This is a genomic window from Thermococcus sp. 5-4 (assembly GCF_002197185.1).
GTDB classification, from domain to species: Archaea; Methanobacteriota_B; Thermococci; order Thermococcales; family Thermococcaceae; genus Thermococcus; species Thermococcus radiotolerans.
In genome coordinates this window covers 394,672-412,714 of the sequence record NZ_CP021848.1, presented here as the reverse complement: position 1 = coordinate 412,714, position 18,043 = coordinate 394,672, and the positions used below count along the sequence as shown (strand labels likewise).

Genomic DNA, 18,043 nt, shown 5'->3' with positions numbered 1-18,043 from the left:
CCTTACTCAAGGGTCGCATGCTTCTTCTTCATATCCTTTTCGGTCTTCTGGAAGGTTGCCATGAGGAGTGCTATGACTCCGTCGAGGAATATCATCGTTGAGTCCTCGAAAAGCGTTCCCATCGGGGCTATCCACTTGTACTTGGTGAGCATCTGGCGCGCTATGTAGTCCGTCGGGATGTCGGTCTTGGCCCTTCCGGGTATCTCAACCACGACGTCGGAGAGCTTTCCGAGGGTCGAGTTGGCGTAGGAGGTTATCGCCACTATCTTCCCGCCCTGCTTCTTGGCTATCTCCGCGGCATCGACTATGCTGTTGGTCTCGCCGGAACCGCTGATGGCTATGAGCAGATCGCCCGGCTCGAAGGCAGGCGTTATGGTCTCACCGACGACGTAGACGTTGAAGTCGAGGTGCATGAGCCGCATCGCGAAGGCCTTGCCGACGAGGCCGCTCCTTCCGGCGCCGTAGATGAATATCTTGTTCGCCCCGATCATGGCATCGACAAAGCCGCGAACCTGCTCTATCTTGAGCTTCTCCGCGACGTTGTCTATGTGCTCCACTATATCCGTCATGGCCTTCCTTATCGTCATCATGTACTCTCCCCAGAAGAGGTCGATTATTCTCCTGGTGACTTCCTCGGGATTTTCGGCCTTGGTTATGGCGCCGCCAACTATGATGATCGTGGCGCCCAACTCGATGACCTTTGGGATGGTCTCGAGGTTCAGCCCCCCGGCAACGGCAACTGGGACACTGACGGCCTTGACGACCTTCTCAAGGTCTTCCAGCGGGCTCTTGCCCTGAACCTGCTCGTCTATACCGGTGTGGACGAGTATGTAGTGAACGCCCATCTTCTCGAGTTCTTTAGCCCTTTTGACCTTGTCCTTAACACCGATTAGATCGACCATGACCCTGATTCCATAGCGCCTTGCAACTTCAACCGCGTCCTTTATCGTCTTGTCATCGGCGACGCCGAGGATAGAAACGACGTCGGCACCGTGTCTTGCCGCCATCTCGACCTCCAGAGCCCCGGTGTCCATGGTCTTGAGGTCCGCCACGATCTTCCTGTCAGGGAAGCGCCTCTTGAGAAGCTCAACCGCGCGCATGCCCTCCTTCTTGATGAGCGGTGTTCCCACTTCGAGCCAGTGAGCGCCGCCGCGGGCGGCCTTCTCCGCGATAGAAATGGCCTGTTCAACGTCAGTTAAGTCAAGAGCGACCTGAAGTATCATCTCCTCGCCTCCAAGGAGTTTTCGTTTTAATCTTAGGGGGCTACTTTTTAAACTTTGGTGTCATAATTTGACAAAATCGTGTTAAAGGATTCAGCCAAGGTTTAAAAAGTGAAGGGGCAATTCCGGATGGGTGGAATCAATGGTAACGTTCATTCCCTTCGGCGAGAAGCCCAACAGAGACGGGGTTCTCTACGTTCTGCAGCTCTTGAAGAGGAACAAGCTCATCGAGGATTACATGATAGTCGAATCCAGCAGGGTTGAGCTCCTCCCGGAGAGGATTCCCCTCGACAACGCTTACATAGTCGGGGAACACCTCGCGACGTACGGCATAATTGAAAAGCTGAGGCCCAGTTCCCTGCTGAGCGTCGATGCCCACACCGACCTCATGCACGACTACCTTGACCACGGCTCATGGCTCGCCTACGCCCTGGAGGAGCGCATTGTGAACCGGGCCGCGGTTCTGGCGCCGGTTCTCATGATACCAACCACCGAGCGGACCCAGCTCTGGACGAGGCGCGTGAAGGTTTTCCCGGCCCTCCTGAGGAGCAGAAAGATTCGCGGAAAGTGGAGGGCGTACAAGAACCTCCAGACGAACTCCCTCGACGAGATAATCTCCGAAGCAAAGAAGTATCTGGGGGAAGAGGTGTACCTGACGGTTGACCTGGACGTTCTCAGGCCGGAATACAAGATAGCGCGCTTCCAGCACGGGGAGCTCACGCTTGAGGAACTTCTCGATCTCCTTGAGGAGGTAAAGAAAAACTTCAGGATAATCGCCTTCGACATAGCCGAGGTTTCCGACAAGATTCGCCGCTCAAGGCTGGGCAAAAAGGCCCTGGTTGAGGTTTTCCAGCTACTCACGGGGTGATTGGATGGCGCTCAAGGGACCCACCGAGGAGGAGATGAGAACGGTCCTCATGCCCCTCATGCTGTCGGGGGCGAAGATGCTCGACAAGCACTGCCCCAAGTGCGGTTCGCCTCTCTTCGAGAAGGACGGCAGGGTTTTCTGCCCTATATGCGAGCACAGGAAGAAGCAGAGGCAGGCTGAGATGAAAGGCGTTGAGGAGCGCCTCATGGAGAAGCTGAACGAGCTCGCCAACTCCCTGCCGGACGAGATTGACCAACTTGAGAAACACTTAAGGGCAATGGAGAAGATAATAGAACTGCTGGAAAGGTACAGGAAACTGGAGGGAGGGGAATGAAGAACGTCAGGGTTTTGAAGGCTCTGGAGGATGGCCCGAAGACCATCGAGGAGATAGTTGAAATCACGAAGCTCCCCGCTATGGAGGTCAGGCGCTACCTTCTCCGCTTCGTTGAACAGGGGAAGGTTGAGAGCTATCAGAAGGAAGGGAAGCTCTTCTGGAAGATTAAGGAGACGAGCGAAGCCGAAGAAGAGTTCAAATACGTCTGAACCCTTTCTTTTCTATATCCCCATCACCGAACAAATGAAAGGAAAGAAGGGCATCAGGCCTTCTTGGCGGCCTTCCAGTACTCGTTGAACTTGCCCTCGAAGAGGGCCTTGACGCGGAAGTCCTTGATCCATATCTGGGTCTCGTAGTTGAAGTACCTCGCCGCCATGTCCTCGAGGGCGAAGAAGACCTCGTCGTCGCAGATGAGCATCGGGAGCTCGAGCTTGTCTATGACCTTGAGCTCAAGCTTGCCGGCCTTGTAGTAGTCCATTATCTTTGAGGTGCCGAGCCTGTGGAACACGGTCTCGGTGACGATTATCTTAGCCTTGGCGCCGTTGTCTATCGCCTTGATGATGTCGCTCTCAAGGTTGACCGCAATGTAGCCGTCGTCGGCGAGGAGTATCTGCTCCTTGACTTCCTCGAACATCTCCTTGGTCTTGAGGGTGGCGTTCCTGATTCCGCGGACGACCCAGACCTTCTCGACGCCGTACTTCGGAATCTCGGTCTCGATGAGCGGGCTCATGAGCTCAAGGAGCTCTTCCTTCGCCTTCTTCTTGGCCTTGAGCTCCTCGGCGACGCGCTCCTGCCACTCCTCGATGAACTTCTCGAGGATGTTCTGCGGGTGAACCGGCCTGTACTTGTTGACCTTGCCCGGCTGGCTAATGGCGAAGCCCTTCTTCTCGAGGCTCCTGAGAACGTCATAGGTTCTCGGCGCCGGAACCTCGGAGACGCTGGCCAGCTCGGCCGGGGTGAGGACTCCAAAACCGACTAATGCCACATACGCCCTTGCCTCGTAGAGGTTCAACTCAAAGTGCTCCTGAAGGAGCTCTACCATTCTGTCCTTAACCATTTCTTACCACCACCCGATTTTCTATTCTTTGTCTGGATTTCATCCCATATAAATTTTTTCCACAGGTCGTTAGTGTCTTCGGTTATGCTTCGAAGATTATTCAAAGATGACTTCACTGGATATTATTGCCGTTGCATGGGTATACAAAAGCATTACTACTGGATAAATTTTAAAATTTTTGGTTTTACTGAAAAGCAAAATTTACAGGTACCATCTAGGCACCAAATGAACTATGAATAATAAAAAGGCAGAACGTAGTGTAACGTTATTGGTGAATTTACAATTAATTAAGCATATCCCAATGCATTAAATAAGCGCGATTCTAAATTGACACCAAAACATGAGGTAAAGTATGAAAAATAAACCTCAGCCAAGGTACTGGCGTATCTCCCCATGAAGCTTACGGAGGACCTCCTGGTAATCGATCTTGTTTTCCTCGATCAGGTCCATTATCTCCTCGAGCTCCCTGGTCTTCTCCTCGCTGACGAGTTCCTTATACTTACTTATGAGATAGTGGTAGACCTTGATGCCCTGCTCGGTGGGCACGAGCTTCTTCCTTCCGCGGGTCTCGATGACGTAGTAGCGCTGGAGCAAGGTCTGAACGATCTTGGCGTAGGTTGAGGGCCTTCCTATCTTGCGCTCCTTCATCAGGGCGATTATGTCTCCCTGGGTGTAGAGGGAAACCTTCGGTGCCTTCCACTTCTTGGACTCCACAACCTTCAGCTTCGCCCCCTTCTCAAGCCTCGGGAGCTGTCTGAAGGGCGGGTTCCTCAGCTTGGTCCACCCGTCCTCGATTACCTCGACGTAGCCCTCTATCTCAGCCTTTCCAACACCAGCATCAATGACAGCTTTCTCGTGGAGTATCTTGGCAGCTTTCATCTGGCTCGTCATGAAGCGCCTGAATATCATGTCGTAGAGCCTGTAGTGGTTCCGGGTGAGGTTCTTGGGCAGCTGTATTATCCCATCGCGGACGAGCTGCATGAGCCTCCCTGTGTCTATCGGCCTGGTCGGTCTTATGGCCTCATGGGTTCCCTCCTCGCCCCAGGGCCTAGGCTTGAAGTATCCCTCTCCAACCTCCTGGGTGATGTACTCCTTCGCTATTTCTATTCCAGTGTTGCTGACGTGCGTTGAGTCCGTACGGTGGTAGGTGATGAGACCCATCTCGAAGAGGTCCTGGGCGATGCGCATCGTTTCCGGCGCGGACAGCTTGAGGAAGGTAGAGGCGTCCTTCAGCATGGCATCGGTCGTGTAAGGCGGCATCGGATTAAGCTCGCGCTCTTCAAGCTGAACGTCCTCGACAGTGACGTATTCGGGCGGCTCAACGCTTTTGCCGTCCTTTCCGAGTTCCACAGTGACCTGGAGGTCATTCTCCAGCTTTAGCCCCATGAAGTAGGTCTCGCTCTCGGTGAACTCCTTATAGCGCTCAATCACCCATCCCAGAACCGGCGTCTGAACCCTTCCGGCGGAGAGATTGCGGTTCTCAAAGACGCGCTGGAGTTCCTGGCTCAGTTCGAAGCCTATCCACCTGTCCTCTATGCGCCTGACGAGCTGGGCGTTAACGCGACCCTCGTTGACGTCCCTTGCTTCCTCAATGGCGCGCATTATGGCCGGTCTCGTGACCTCGTGGAACTCTATGCGTTTGATGTTCGGCGTGTACGGACTGAGCACGTTCCTTATGTCCCAGGCTATCTTCTCACCCTCAGTATCGGGGTCCGTCGCTATGAGTATCTCGTCAACCTCCTGGGCTATCTCGCGCATTGCCTTGACGTTCTGAAGGGCGTCGCGGACGTTGGTCGAGCCACAGCGAGGACAGACACCTTTCTCCTCCCAGTCAACGAACTGATGGCCGCAGTCGCGGCAGCGCTTTATGGTGTCGTAGACGGGTATGAACTTTAGCATGCCGTCTTTCTCATCAACCAGAACGCCGTGGTAGCCCTCGTTCGTCACGAGGTCAAACATGTGCCCGCCACTGGCGAGGATGGTCAGCATCATGTTTCCTATGCTCACCTCGTAGGCGACCAGGTCACCTATCCTCGTCTTGCTCGGCTGGCCGAAGAAGTTGGCTATCGTCCTGGCCTTGTTCGGGCTCTCCACTATCATAAGGGCGGATTTGACGAGGTCCTTGACCTTGGCGCTTATCTTGCCCTCCATAACGAGACGGACCTTCTCTCTGTCCTCGTCTATCTGCCTCAGAACCTCGTCGAGGTCCAGCTCCTCGAAGGGCACCATCTTGAACTCGGTGAAGCGCCAGCGCATCTGTCTGAGGAGGCCGTTGAAGACCTTCTCGTTGTCAACTATGAGCACGCTCAGTCCCTTGGTAATTCCACCGGCGAACAGCCTGCTCGTCCTTCCTGTGGCCTGGATGTACGTCCTGACGTCGGGAATCTCGATGTACCACTTGCCCTCCTCTTCCTTCAGGCTGATGAATGGATCCTCTGCGACTCTTCTGAGAACCTCCTCGTCCTTAAGAACCCTCCTCAGGAACTCAACCAGCTCGCGGAAAACGCCGAGGACGTGGTTGTGGAAGCCGTTCTCTATCGGCAGTCCCTCAGCCAGGGCCTCCTCAATCTTGAGGAGCTCGAACTGCGGGATGTTCCTTATCAGCCTCCTCAGCCTCGCGTGCATCTTTTCGGCCTGCTTCCTGTCCTCGTCGCTCAGAAACTCCATCACCTCACTGAGCAGGCCAAGGGCGCGGTAGATGGTTGGCCTTTCAAGGTCTATTGAAAAGCGGAACTTGGGAACGCCGGTAAAGACCGCATAGCGGATGAGGTGGGGCAAGTCGAGGCCCCTAACGAGGGAACCGTAGTAGGTTGCCGAACCTATGAGGTAATCGGCCTCGCCGTTTTCGAACTTCTCGATGGACTTCCTGTTCTTTGAGCTCACCAGCTCTACCCTGAAGCCCCGTTCACGGAGGTAATTGGCCAGCTCCTCGGCGTAGGCAAGCCCCTGGTCGATCGGCGTGAAGATTATGCCCCCCTTTCCGAGCCTCTCAAGGAGTTCCTCGACGTGCTCCTTTATGTCCTTACTCGGCTTCAGATAGCTGTCAACGACGTTCCTGAGGGCACTTCTTCCGCTTCCAACCTCAAAGCCGAGCAGCTCACGGTAGAGCTTTATCCTGTCTCCCCTGGCTGAACCTGTGGCGGAGGCGATTATCATTATTCCAACGCCGTTTTTGGCCTTGAACTCCTCGATTTCGCGCTGGAGCTTCCCTATGTTGCCGTTGAGCTCCTTGAGCCTCTCCTCCCTGTCCTGCGCGCGGCCGTTCAGGTACTTTGACATCTGTTTCTTCAGGCGGATTATCTCCCAGGCCTTCTCGATTACCTCGTCGTTGAAGCCGAGGAGGAGAAGGGAGCGGTCTATGTTCTTGCTGGCCTTGAGGAACGCATCGACATCGTCGACGAAGATAAAGTCAAAGCGCCTGCCCTTGAGGACCTCATCAAACTTCCTGGCGAGCCACTGGGCGCTGGTAACGAGGATATCGTAGTCCTCGTTCTGAATCTTGGCCAGCATCTCTTCCCTTTCCTTCTTCCGGAGGTTGCCGTGGTAGTAGGCCAGGTTTATCTCAACACCGGCCCTCTCGGCTATAGCTTGGAGTTTTTTAGCTGTTTGGATCACCAGTGGGGTTGTCGGCACAACTATGTAGCTCTTCTTTCCCCTAGTCGCGTGCCATACAGCCATGAACGCCCCGAAGGTGCTCTTGCCCATTCCAGTGGGGGCTATGATCGAGAAGCTCCTGCCCTTGAGGAGTCTCTTAACCCACGTTCTCTGCGCGCTCCAGAAAGTGAAGCCGGTGGCTTTCTCAAAAAAGGCCTCGATTTCCCTAAGGCCCTTCTCAAGGCCGTATATCCTTTCCCACTCCTTAAGAGTACCCCTGAGCTGGAGGGCGTTTCTAACTGCGGTCACAAGGTCAAAATAAGAGTCAGCGTGAGCGGTTTCATCGAGGCACTCATTGCAGGGATTCTTGAGGTACAGCCTTTCATCGGAGATTTTACCTAGGCAGTTCGGGCACATCTCGCGATAGATCGCCTTCATTTTCTCACCCTCTAAGTTCCTATTTGGTGTTAGGGGGATTTATAAGGCTTTTTAGATTGTAGCCTCAAGCTCTCTGAGCTCGTCCTCAAGCTTTGCCGAAAGCTCGTAGTCGCTGAAGACGTGCTTGTATTCCGCGAGGATTTCCTCAAGGACGTGGAGTGCCTCCATTTTGCCGGTCATCTCGACGAGCTTCAGGGCCCTCCTGAAGAGTTTAGCCACCTCGCTCCCGCTCTCGTCCGTGCTGAGGGAAAACTTCAGCTCCTTGAGGGTAACGTCGAGCGCCAGCTCCGGAACCTCAGCCAGGAACTCCATGGCGATCGCCTCTGGAAAGAGCTCGGCATGCTTATCGAAGCTCTCGAAGTAGAAGCCGCTTTCGTACGCCTTCATAGTCGCTGCTACGTGCTTGCAGTCTCCTCCAAGTGGACAGGTACAGTGGTTCTCGCCCGTTGAGAGGTCAAGCTCGACGTAGTAGGGATACGTACCCAGAACCTTGGAGAAGAGCCGGTTTCCATGTTTGACTACCCAGAGAACCTTTCCGGCCTTGTAATAGCGCTCCCCCTTCTTGAGGGTTTTCTCGTCCATGGCACTCACTTTAGGGGCTTTGGTTAGCCTCGCTTTAAGCCTTTCGACCGCAACCGTTTTATTCCCCGGTGAGTACTATATCCGGTGGTGACCATGGATGTTTTTGAGCTCGCGAGGCGCTATCACGATGAGCTCGGCATAAAGGAGCCGAGCATGGCCACTATGGCGGCCGAATTCTTCGACGACCTCGGCCTCAAAATGGCGGAATTCCTTCAGGGCGAAGGCTACGCGATACTGAACACAAAGTTCATAGACTACGACAAGAGCCTCGTTCTCGACGTATCAAAAGGAGAAAAGAGGTTCGAGGTAACGCTCCGGAAGAGCTAATAGCGGTTCTCGTAGTCAAAGACTATCTCCTTCTTTTCTCCGGGGTTAACCGTAACCTTGAACTCGACGTAGTTCTGGGTCTCGTCCATGGGCTTGATGCTCGAGCTCAGAACCTTGCCCCACTTGTAGTGCCTGACTATGACGGTCTTGGCGTCCTTTCCGAAGTTCTCAAGGGTGATCTTGACCTTGTAGTAGGCGTAGTGGTCGTCGTGCCTCTCCTCAAGGACTACCGTGCTGCCCTTAAGGTCGTAGTCCCTGCCAATGCCTATTCTGAGCGTGTCCCCTTCGGGAGTGTGCTCTATGGCCCTCTCGCCGATGAGGAGAGACCCGTCGTCGGTTTCCTTGTATATCTCAACTATCCCGGCCGGAAGAACCTTCTCGGTCTTGAAGGATATCGACTCGTAGACCGGCCCCTCCCGGCTGTACGGCCAGCTCTCGTAGAAGTACTCCCTCTCGAAGGGAACCTCGAAGCTTATGTAGGGATACATCATCGTGCTGGCCGGGTTGATGTCGGCTACACCGAGTTTGTAGAGGTAGAACGCCTCTATCTTCTCCGGCTGGCCGACGTTGACCTGATCGGTTCCCTTCTCAGCCATGGCGTAGAGGACCCTCGGCTGAGGAACGTTCTGATACAGCTGGACGTCGCCGGCAACCAAGAGAACTTTCGCGTCCTTGAACTCCTGGGCAGTCGGGTTGTTGAGAACGATGTAGCCGTAGAGCTTCGCGTTATCGCCGATGTAGAGCTTGTACCTGCTCTCCCAGCTCATGTTGGAGACGCGGTAGATGATGCTCACGTTGTACTTTCCGGCTTTGCCCGCCTGAAGGACCGCGTAGGCAGACGCCTTCCCCTCGAGGTTCTTGGCCTTGAAGTAGGCCACTTCGTTCGGGTTTATGAGGTAGTAGCCGTCGCCCTCGATGGCTATCTTTCCGTTCTTAAAGCCGAGGAACTTTCCGGCTATGGTCTCCCCGCTCCTCAGCTTGACCTCGACATCGCTTCCGACGTTGGCGCTGTAAACGTCGCCTCCCTGCCCCCTGCTAAAGACACCGAGCACCTGAACGCCCTCATCGAGCGGCCGGATGGTAACCTCGGCTATGTTCAGCCCCGCCAGCTCCTCGAGGGAAACCTCGTTCATGCCCTCCTTGAGCTCCAGCTCCAGCGTTTTCTCAACGACGCCTATCTTGGCTGAGTTGTACAGCACAACGGTCGTCTCGGCGGCCGAAGCCTTGCCGCCCTGGAAGGAAAAAACCGCCAGAATTATCACCAAAATTCCTCCGATACCTGCAATAATCTTCCGATTCATTCCAATCACCACTAATACCTTGGACTTTGGGGTATTTATAACCCGGACATCGCTTCAAACGGAGCCGAAACGAAAGAAACGATAGGTTGACGAATGGAAACCCTTTTAACTGCCCGCTCGGATTGAGAACTGTCAAGCTGATGAGGTGATTGGTATGGACAGGATTGAAAAGGCTAGGGCAATCATCGAGAAGGCCAAGGCCGAAAACAGGCCGCTCGTCGAGCCTGAGGCGAAGGAGATACTCAAGCTCTACGGTGTCCCCGTTCCGGACTTCAAGGTCGCCACCAACGAGGAGGAGGCCGTTCAGTTCGCCAAGGAGATCGGCTACCCGGTCGTTATGAAGATCGTTTCTCCGCAGATCATCCACAAGAGCGACGCCGGCGGTGTCAAGGTCAACATCAAGAGCGACGAGGAGGCCAGGCAGGCCTTCAAGACCATCATGGAGAACGCCAAGAACTACAAGCCGGACGCGGACCTCTGGGGCGTCATCGTCTACAAGATGCTCCCGCTCGGCAAGGAAGTTATAGTCGGTATGATCCGCGACCCGCAGTTCGGTCCGGCCATCATGTTCGGCCTCGGTGGAATCTTCGTCGAAATCCTCAAGGACGTCAGCTTCCGCGTCGCCCCGATAACCAAGGACGAGGCCCTCGACATGATCAAGGAGATCAAGGCCTACCCGATCCTCGCCGGAGCCCGTGGCGAAAAGCCAGTGGACATCGAGGCCCTTGCCGACATCATCGTGAAAGTTGGCGAGCTCGCCCTCGAGCTTCCGGAGATCAAGGAGCTCGACATCAACCCGATCTTCGCCTACGAGGACAGCGCGGTTGCCGTCGACGCCAGGATGCTTCTCTGAGGGTTTTGCCCCTTTTCTCTCTTCTGTAACTTCTGCAAGCATTTAGATATTGAGTGTTTCTCATCCACCGGTAGGTTTTTAACTACAACGGCAGTTATTATAATGGTGATTATACTAATGGCCATTATACAAAGACGGGAGCTGGATCGCGTCCTTGGGATTAGATGGCTTCTGCTCTACGGCAGAAGAAAAACCGGAAAAACATTCTACGTCAGGGAAAGAGGGCGCTACTCCAGGTACTTCGTTGTAACCAGGGGAAGGAGCCTTGTTGACGTAGAGAGCGGTGAAGAGCTTACGATAAGCGAATTTACACGCCTCCTGCCGTATATGGTACAAAACGGCCGCGTTGTTGTTGATGAATTCCATCGGCTGGACGAGCCCTTTTTCTCCCTGCTCCAGGGACTCTCCGGAAAGGGAGAACTGACGCTTATTACCTCAACAAGACATTACTTCCGGCGCTTCATCGGCGAGAACAGCCCGCTCCTCGGCTTATTCCATCTCCAGGAGGTGGGACTCGTTGACCCGAGGGATGCAGTGGCATACGTCGCCAGCCTCGGGATAAAGGGAAAATCCCTAATGGAGCTGGCGTGCCTCGTTCAGGAGCCGTGGCTGGCGCAGACCGTGGAAACCATGAAGGGGAAAACCTTTGAAGTGCTGGGAGCGGTTCTGAGGGACTATGTACCAAGCCTGACGGGCGAGATATTCACAGAGGAAGACAAGGAGCTAAGCCAGCGTTATTTTGCCATCCTTGAGGCTGTGGCAAGCGGTAAACGAACCTCGGGGGAAATAGCCTCGGAGCTGTTTTCGAGGGGACTCATCGAAAAGAACTACCCCGGGGCGGTGAGTCAGTACTTAGAAACCCTCGTGGGCATGGGACTCCTCGAAAGGATGCTCCTCTATGGAAAGCGAAGAAAGGGCTACCATTACAGGCACGTTTCACCTGTCGTTGACTTTGCCTTCTACCTTAACTCCAAATATGGGTTCTTTGAAACAGGACTGCCAGAAAGGAGCCTTTCCCAGCACATCCAGGAGAAGATGCCGCTCTACATGGAAACCTTCTTCGAGAGGTTCCTCGCCAGGCTGTATGGTCTTCAGCCTGTGAAAATAGCCCTTCCAGAGCTTGAAGTCGACATAGCCCTGAGAAAGCACAAACGCCTGGCCCTTGTCGGGGAAGTGAAGTGGAAAACCAAACTAACGAAAAAGGAACTGAGGTCCGTGGAGGACAAGCTGACGAGCCTCGACGCGGAGAGGAGGTTGCTGATAGTGCCCGACAAATCCCTCCTCCCCCGCGAACCTGAAGACATCGAAGTTTTGGACTGGAAGGACTTTGTGGAACTCTCCGAAATTTGAATTACTCATTCCCCTTTCCATTATTTGGAACATTTTGCACAATTTCCATAGTACTCCAAACCATGGAAAAACCTTATAAGGCCAGAAGACGTACTCTTTTTGCTATACACTGCCGCATAGTGAGGTGCAATGCATGAGGTTTGCAATAAGACTCCAGCCAGAGAATGAACCGTTTCGAATACCCTTCAATCACCAGCACAAGCTGCAGGGGCTGATTTACCGTAGGATTCAGCGGGTCAATCCCGACCTGAGCCTTCGGCTTCATTCACCAAAGGGCCCCAAGCTCTTTACGTTTTCGCTGTTCATGGCCGAGAAGCGGAAGCTCGCCGAGGACAGAAGCTCCCTGCTTGGCTACAAGCACGGTTTCTTTTACTTCTCAACGGCAGCCCCCGAGATAGCCGAAGCGTTCATCGGAGGTCTCCTTCAGAAACCTGAGATTGAGCTCTGGGGCGAGAGGTTCGTGGTGGAAGAGGTCAAAGCCCTGGCAGAACCCGAGAGGCTGAGCGGAAGGAAGTTCGTGACGCTTTCGCCGATAGCCGTGACAACGAAGAGGATTCAGTTTGGCAAGCCGCGGACGTACGATTTGGGCCCAACCGAACCGGAGTTCTACGAGCGGATATTGGAGAACCTTCGGGAGAAGTACCTCGCGATATACGCCGAGAGGCCTCCAGAGGAGTTCGAGATGAAGGTGCTCAACGCCAAGCCCAAGCGCTTCGAGGTGAAGCCCGGCATCTTCCAGGTGGCATGGCACCTCGTCTTCCGCGCAAAGGGCGACGAGGGGCTCCTGAGGGCGGGCTACATGGCCGGCTTCGGGGAGAAGAACTCGATCGGGTTTGGGATGGTGAAGGTTGATGGGGGTAAGAATAGACTTTCAAAAGGCAACAGGGTTTAGTCCTTACACCTTCCAACGGGAGGCAATGCAGAGCCTAACTGAGGGAAGTTCCCTTATAGTCCGTGCCCCCACTGGCTCAGGAAAGAGTGAGATGGTTCTCATTCCTTTCATTTTCGAAATTAACGAGAACCTGCCCTCCCAAATGATTTATTCACTTCCCAACAGAACGCTCGTAGAGAGCATAGGGGAAAGAGCGAGGCGATACGCTTCCTATAAGAAGCTTCGAGTAGCAGTTCATCATGGCAAAAGGCCCGAGAGCTCGCTCTTTGAGGAAGACGTGATTGTAGCAACCATTGATCAAACAGCTGGAGCTTACCTAAGTGTTCCTCTGAGCATGCCGAAAAGATGGGGGAACATCTTTTTAGGGGCAGCAGGTTCTGCGATGCTTGTTTTTGATGAAGTCCACACCCTTCACCCGGAGAAGGGCCTTCTAACGTCAGTTGCAATGAGTATTGAGAGTGCAAAGTTAGGTATTCCATTTGTTATGATGTCGGCAACCTTACCTAGAAACTTTATGGAGAGAGTGAAAGCTTTAGCCGAGAAAAAGGGTGGGAAAGTTGAGATAATAGAGGTAGAGGATGAACAAGAAGTAAAATCAAGGGCAAAGAGACGAGTTGAAGTTAATACAGACCCACTGTTTAGCGATACTCCCCTCACAGTAAAAGAAATAGAAAGACAAGCGGAGGACATTGATAAGCTCATTGTCGTCGTTAATACGGTTGGAAAAGCCCAGCAACTTTATCGAGAACTGAAGGCCAAAGCTGACAGACCAGTAGTTTTAATTCATTCCCGCTTCCTTGAGGAAGATAGATCCCAGAAGGAGGCAAAAGTCCGGGAAATCTTTGGAAAGGGGAGCTCTGTCAATGAGGTTATACTGATATCAACACAGGTTATTGAGGTGGGAATGGATATATCATCAACGAAACTCCTAACTGAGATTTCTCCTGCTGATTCCCTCATCCAGAGAGCTGGAAGAGTAGCGAGATGGGGAGGTGAAGGTGAGATTGTCGTATATAACGTCGAGAAAAAAGCAGGAAATCCCTACGCCCCCTACTCTAAGAAACTCGTTGAATCCACTATTGATGCGTTAATGGGTGTTGAACTACTTGATTGGCAAACGGAGATAGGACTTGTTGAGAAAGTTCTCTCAAAGCCATTTGAGAACTATCTAGATCCGTACAAATTTTATGAGAGGCTAGGCGGTCTTGCAAGAGCAGTTTACGAAGGTAAAAGATCCTATGTTGAAGAGAACGTTAGAGAGGCGTATTCAGTTGATATTACCATCTACGATGACGTGAGTAATTTGAATCCTGACGATACCTGGAGGCTCAAGCGCCTTAGAATTGATTTTAGAGTTCTTAAGGGTAAGTTTGACCTAATCCAAGAAGCTGGGGGAGAAATTTACAGGGTAGAAGAGAACTTTATCATTGATGAATACGAAAGTAAATACACCCTTGTTCCCGTCTCCGATAAGGACGAGATAGTACCATTTGAGTTTTATGTCATAACGGGCATTAGCTATTCACCGGAGCTGGGACTGCTCTTTGACGGAAGTGGGAACGTCAAAAGGTTTGAGTTCGAGGAAAGAGACAAATTAATAACTGTGGCTGAAAAAGACAGAATGAAAAAGGAAAGCTGGGTAGAACATTCAAGAAAGACCCTTAATGTTCTAAGGGTTTATATGCTTCCACGCTATGACTATCCAATTGGGGCATTCGCCAAGTATTTTGGGATTTCTAAGAATGAGCTGACTAGTTGGATAGAACTGAGCGTCGCTTTGCACGACCTTGGAAAGTTAAACCTCTACTGGCAGAAAAAAGCCGGTTGGAAAGAGGGAGAGGAACCAATAGCCCATGGATTTGAGATGAAGGGCAAGTTACCCCCTCATGCAACCGTCTCAGCTAAGGCGCTTGAAAGATTCATAGGGGAGCACTTTGAAGACAGGAGACTTGCTAAGGTTTTCTACCTTGCTATAGCTCACCATCACTCTCCTTGGTCCTCAAAGTTTCAGAAGTTCAAATTAATTCCCAATGTGATGGATTACATTTTGCAAGTTTATCCCCTAAAAGACATTGAAAACTCTATCATCTACAGCCATCCAGCGGGCTCTTTAGGATTCAACTATCTAAATATTGCTGAGGAGAATGAATATTACCGGCTTTATGGATTAGTTTCAAAGCTTCTTCGTATCTCTGATAGACTGGCTACGGGTGGTGAGTCATATGAATCGATATTTAATTCCTAAGACTGGATGGCAGTTTCTTGACTTAGCGAAGGCCTATGGACTTGGCATAGTAGTTCATACACTGTCCAAAGAAGCAATCATTGCCGATACAGGGAGCTACTATGAAATACGGAGCAAGAATGGGCCAGACTTTTCAGAGCTTCCAAAAATTAGAGGTTACTTAGGAGAAGACATTGATGAATGGGGCAACGTCTTAGCTACCCTGGGGAGTAAAGCCCGGGAGGGCATCAGAAAGGACATGAAAGAATTCTTTACGGATGGAGATAGGATAAAACAGATTTTTGAATATGAACTTGACGAAAAAACAGTTTTGGTTGATAATTTCAAAGGAAAAGCAGTTACACTTCCTCAATCCATCGAACTTGGAGCAAGTAAAGGCATTAGAAAAGCAGTTCTTAGCTCATACTCGGAGAGTCAGGTAAAGATACCTGCTGAAGAGTTTTATCTCGCTGTATTGGGTGCAATAAATATCTCTGTCTGGAAAGGTTCAAAGGACTATCTGGTAGCTGTTTATCCTCTTCCATTGGACACCAGAGTTGAGGACGTTTATACAATAAAACACAGGCTGAAGGAATCAGTCAAAGGATTCCATAGAGCGGGTTATTTCTCTACCGTCGCAAGGATTGCAGTTAGGCTCGTAAAAGAAGAAAAAGAGCTAATGCGTGGCGGTTCTTTTCTACCCAAAATTGGAGGGATCCTCTATGGTGTCATGATGAGGACGGGTAATCAACCTAAGCCATTCACCTCAGGTCTATTTCCATTGGATTTCCTTCATTCTCTTGTTAAGACACTTGAAGGTGAGGAGTCCATTGACAAGTGGATTGAGATTCTTGATAGGACTTCCTACCTCAAGGGCTATGAGGATATTGCCATGGCGCTATCTAAGTTCATAGCGGAACCAACTTTGGATAACTACTACTCCTACATCCGGCTTCACTTGAGAAACGAGTTGAGGTCAAACTCAATAAAATTCGGTTCTTATAACGCGGATTCCCTTTTGGAGGTGTTAAAGAATGTCGAAGTTAGCTGAGCTGTTTGAGAACGAAGCAATCAAGGACTTTGGAGTAGCACTTAGAAAAGCCCTGAGAATCGGGGAAGACTACTCCTCTCTAGTCGAGCTGGAATATGCAGAAACCAAGGAACAGTTCGCAGAAGTGATAAAGCGCTTTCTCAGGAGGTATGAAACTCTGGCAAAGAAAGGCTACAAAGGCAAGCAATTGAAAAGACCAAGGGAAGAAAGCCTTGTTGAACTAATGGGGTTAGTGGATGAATATGGCGTTAAGCTCGTTCGTTCTGCACTCATAAGCTATGCCCTTGTTAAAGGAGGTGAGGAAAATGAGTGAAGAAAAGGTAAAGGTTTTTGAGATTGCCATACTCGGTAGGGCCCTTTGGGAGCTCCACAGCCTCAACAACGAGGGAAACGTCGGAAACGTCGTTGAGCCGAGGAGCGTCAAGATAATAGACCCAAACACTGGGAAGGCAGTAAATACCGACGGTATCTCAGGGGAAATGCTCAAGCACATACACGCTGAGCTAATGTGGCTTCTTGATGACAAAAACCATCTATGTGAAGCTTGTAGAACGCTCCATCCAGAGAGATTCAACTACGTTGTTAGTAAGACTGGGAAATACTCTAAGGGGGACGAGCCAAAAGTCATTGAAGATGCATTGAAAACTTGTGATATCTGTGATGTTCATGGATTTATGGTCGAAAAACCAACGGTTTCAAGGAAGTCCACCGTTGAGTTTGGCTGGGCTCTGGGAATCCCTGAGGTTTACAGGGACATACACCTTCATGCGAGACACGCTTTGGGTGAGAAAGGCAAGAGACAGGAGAGTGAGGAAGGTAGAGAAGGCGGAACCCAGATGATATACCACAGGCCAACGAGAACTGGCAGGTATGCAATAGTTACTGTCTTCCAGCCTTGGCGTATAGGACTCAATGAAGCAAGGCAGGATGTGTACACCTACGAGGGGAAGCGCAGAAAGGAACGCTACCAGCTTGCACTTAAAGCATATCAGCTTATGTTTACAAGGCCTGAGGGAGCAATGACAACTACGCGATTGCCCCACGTCATTGATTTTGAGGGCGTGATAGTTTACTCGACCAAGCCAATGCCAGTGCCTGTAATCTCACCACTGAAGGATGACTACATCAGCGAGATTGAGAAAATTAAGAACGTCCTAGATGATATCCAGGTTGTAAAGTTTAAGGGTGTAGCTGACTTCGTGGAAAAGCTTAGGACATTAATGAATGCGGAACCTTACCAAATGAAATTTGGGGGAGAGTGAATGAGGTGCCTTAAGCTAGTAGTACACTTTCCCTCCTTTTACTCCTACAGAATTCCAGAATACTCGTCCCAGTACGCACTAGCACTACCGCTGATAGCCCCATCTACTATAAAGCTAGCAATAATCTCAACGGCTATAAGGATAAGCGGGAAAGTTAGTGAGGGAAAAAAGATATTTGGTTATATCCGGGACGCAGAGGTTGGAATAAAGCTCCCAGAGAGAATAGCGGTAAATAGTGTCTTCGTGAAGAGACTTAAGAAAAAGAAAGACCAGGGAGGTTTTCAGGAGAGCTTTGGAGTCAGAGAGTACATACACTTCTCTGGGGATATAGAAGTTTACCTGAGAATACCCGATGAAGCAATGGAAAAAGTAAAGCACTATGCAAGGCACATAAGATACATTGGTACAAGCGATTCATTAGCATACGTAAAAAGTGTTGAACTCATTGACGAGCTTCCTCAAGGAGCGATATTTCCGGTTGCAATCTCTGAAGTCCCACCAGGTTCACACATCTATCCAGTAAAAGACTTTTCTTCAAAGGCCACTTTTGAGCAGATAAACCCATATTCCTCGAAGAATCGTGGAAAACCCTATGAAACTAAATACTATCCACTAAAACTTTCCAGGAGATCAGTAGAGGGTAGCAATTGGAAAATTCTTTTCATTTCTTAATTTGTTCTGGTTGGAGGG

Annotated in this window: 17 protein-coding genes; 12 read left to right on the top strand and 5 right to left on the bottom strand. The window is 51.2% G+C overall.

All coding sequences use genetic code 11. The features are described from left to right. Window positions 1–2: 2 nt before the first annotated feature. Window positions 3–1,223 carry a bifunctional 3-hexulose-6-phosphate synthase/6-phospho-3-hexuloisomerase gene (gene hxlAB / locus CDI07_RS02325; RefSeq protein ID WP_088180068.1) on the bottom strand — a complete coding sequence of 407 codons (1,221 nt, stop codon included), beginning with the start codon at window positions 1,221–1,223 and terminating at the stop codon, window positions 3–5. 139 nt (window positions 1,224–1,362) lie between these two features. Between hxlAB and CDI07_RS02320 the strand changes: the two genes are divergently transcribed. The 3 genes from CDI07_RS02320 to CDI07_RS02310 are packed head-to-tail and all read left to right on the top strand — an operon-like array spanning window position 1,363 to window position 2,631. Continuing rightward, window positions 1,363–2,088 (top strand): arginase family protein, encoded by a 726-nt coding sequence (locus CDI07_RS02320; protein WP_088180067.1) that lies wholly within the window; start codon window positions 1,363–1,365, stop codon window positions 2,086–2,088. 4 nt (window positions 2,089–2,092) lie between these two features. After that, the gene (locus CDI07_RS02315) at window positions 2,093–2,422 is read left to right on the top strand and encodes an Sjogren's syndrome/scleroderma autoantigen 1 family protein (protein ID WP_088180066.1); all 330 of its coding nucleotides are present in this window, start codon (window positions 2,093–2,095) and stop codon (window positions 2,420–2,422) included. Beyond that, window positions 2,419–2,631, top strand: a complete 213-nt coding sequence (locus CDI07_RS02310; protein ID WP_088180065.1) for an ArsR family transcriptional regulator — start codon at window positions 2,419–2,421, stop codon at window positions 2,629–2,631. Before CDI07_RS02315 ends, CDI07_RS02310 begins: the two co-directional genes overlap by 4 nt. Window positions 2,632–2,684: 53 nt before the next feature. Here the strand turns inward: CDI07_RS02310 and trmBL2 are convergent, their stop codons facing one another. From trmBL2 to CDI07_RS02295, 3 genes are all read right to left on the bottom strand, one after another. Then, a complete protein-coding gene (gene trmBL2, locus CDI07_RS02305) occupies window positions 2,685–3,479 on the bottom strand; it encodes an HTH-type transcriptional regulator TrmBL2 (RefSeq protein WP_088180064.1) in 795 nt (264 codons plus the stop codon). 366 nt (window positions 3,480–3,845) lie between these two features. Further along, complete coding sequence (rgy, locus tag CDI07_RS02300) at window positions 3,846–7,511, bottom strand: reverse gyrase (protein WP_088180063.1); 3,666 nt, start codon at window positions 7,509–7,511, stop codon at window positions 3,846–3,848. A 51-nt stretch (window positions 7,512–7,562) separates the two neighbouring features. Next, window positions 7,563–8,093, bottom strand: coding sequence for an SWIM zinc finger domain-containing protein (locus tag CDI07_RS02295; RefSeq protein WP_088180062.1), 531 nt, complete (start codon window positions 8,091–8,093; stop codon window positions 7,563–7,565). A gap of 93 nt (window positions 8,094–8,186) precedes the next feature. Here CDI07_RS02295 and CDI07_RS02290 point away from each other — a divergent pair, with 93 nt between their 5' ends. Continuing rightward, window positions 8,187–8,420, top strand: coding sequence for a hypothetical protein (locus tag CDI07_RS02290; protein ID WP_088180061.1), 234 nt, complete (start codon window positions 8,187–8,189; stop codon window positions 8,418–8,420). Here CDI07_RS02290 and CDI07_RS02285 read toward each other — a convergent pair. Continuing rightward, window positions 8,417–9,721, bottom strand: coding sequence for a DUF4139 domain-containing protein (locus CDI07_RS02285; protein WP_088180060.1), 1,305 nt, complete (start codon window positions 9,719–9,721; stop codon window positions 8,417–8,419). The genes CDI07_RS02290 and CDI07_RS02285 overlap by 4 nt on opposite strands. A gap of 154 nt (window positions 9,722–9,875) precedes the next feature. On the opposite strand from CDI07_RS02285, the gene CDI07_RS02280 reads away from it, so the two are divergent. The 8 genes from CDI07_RS02280 to cas5 all read left to right on the top strand — a co-directional run bounded on the left by CDI07_RS02280 (window position 9,876) and on the right by cas5 (window position 18,025). Further along, a complete protein-coding gene (locus CDI07_RS02280) occupies window positions 9,876–10,574 on the top strand; it encodes an acetate--CoA ligase family protein (protein WP_088180059.1) in 699 nt (232 codons plus the stop codon). Window positions 10,575–10,676: 102 nt separating this feature from the next. Continuing rightward, window positions 10,677–11,924, top strand: a complete 1,248-nt coding sequence (locus CDI07_RS02275; RefSeq protein ID WP_226996599.1) for a transcriptional regulator — start codon at window positions 10,677–10,679, stop codon at window positions 11,922–11,924. Window positions 11,925–12,057: 133 nt separating this feature from the next. Beyond that, a complete protein-coding gene (cas6, locus tag CDI07_RS02270; RefSeq protein ID WP_088180057.1) occupies window positions 12,058–12,816 on the top strand; it encodes a CRISPR-associated endoribonuclease Cas6 in 759 nt (252 codons plus the stop codon). Beyond that, complete coding sequence (locus tag CDI07_RS02265) at window positions 12,776–15,061, top strand: CRISPR-associated helicase/endonuclease Cas3 (RefSeq protein ID WP_088180056.1); 2,286 nt, start codon at window positions 12,776–12,778, stop codon at window positions 15,059–15,061. The genes cas6 and CDI07_RS02265 overlap by 41 nt, the downstream gene beginning before the upstream one ends. Next, complete coding sequence (locus CDI07_RS02260) at window positions 15,039–16,091, top strand: hypothetical protein (protein WP_088180055.1); 1,053 nt, start codon at window positions 15,039–15,041, stop codon at window positions 16,089–16,091. The genes CDI07_RS02265 and CDI07_RS02260 overlap by 23 nt, the downstream gene beginning before the upstream one ends. Then, window positions 16,075–16,404 (top strand): hypothetical protein, encoded by a 330-nt coding sequence (locus CDI07_RS02255; protein WP_088180054.1) that lies wholly within the window; start codon window positions 16,075–16,077, stop codon window positions 16,402–16,404. Before CDI07_RS02260 ends, CDI07_RS02255 begins: the two co-directional genes overlap by 17 nt. Then, the gene (locus tag CDI07_RS02250; protein WP_088180053.1) at window positions 16,397–17,353 is read left to right on the top strand and encodes a DevR family CRISPR-associated autoregulator; all 957 of its coding nucleotides are present in this window, start codon (window positions 16,397–16,399) and stop codon (window positions 17,351–17,353) included. Before CDI07_RS02255 ends, CDI07_RS02250 begins: the two co-directional genes overlap by 8 nt. Further along, window positions 17,354–18,025, top strand: coding sequence for a CRISPR-associated protein Cas5 (cas5, locus tag CDI07_RS02245; protein ID WP_088180052.1), 672 nt, complete (start codon window positions 17,354–17,356; stop codon window positions 18,023–18,025). Window positions 18,026–18,043: the final 18 nt, after the last annotated feature.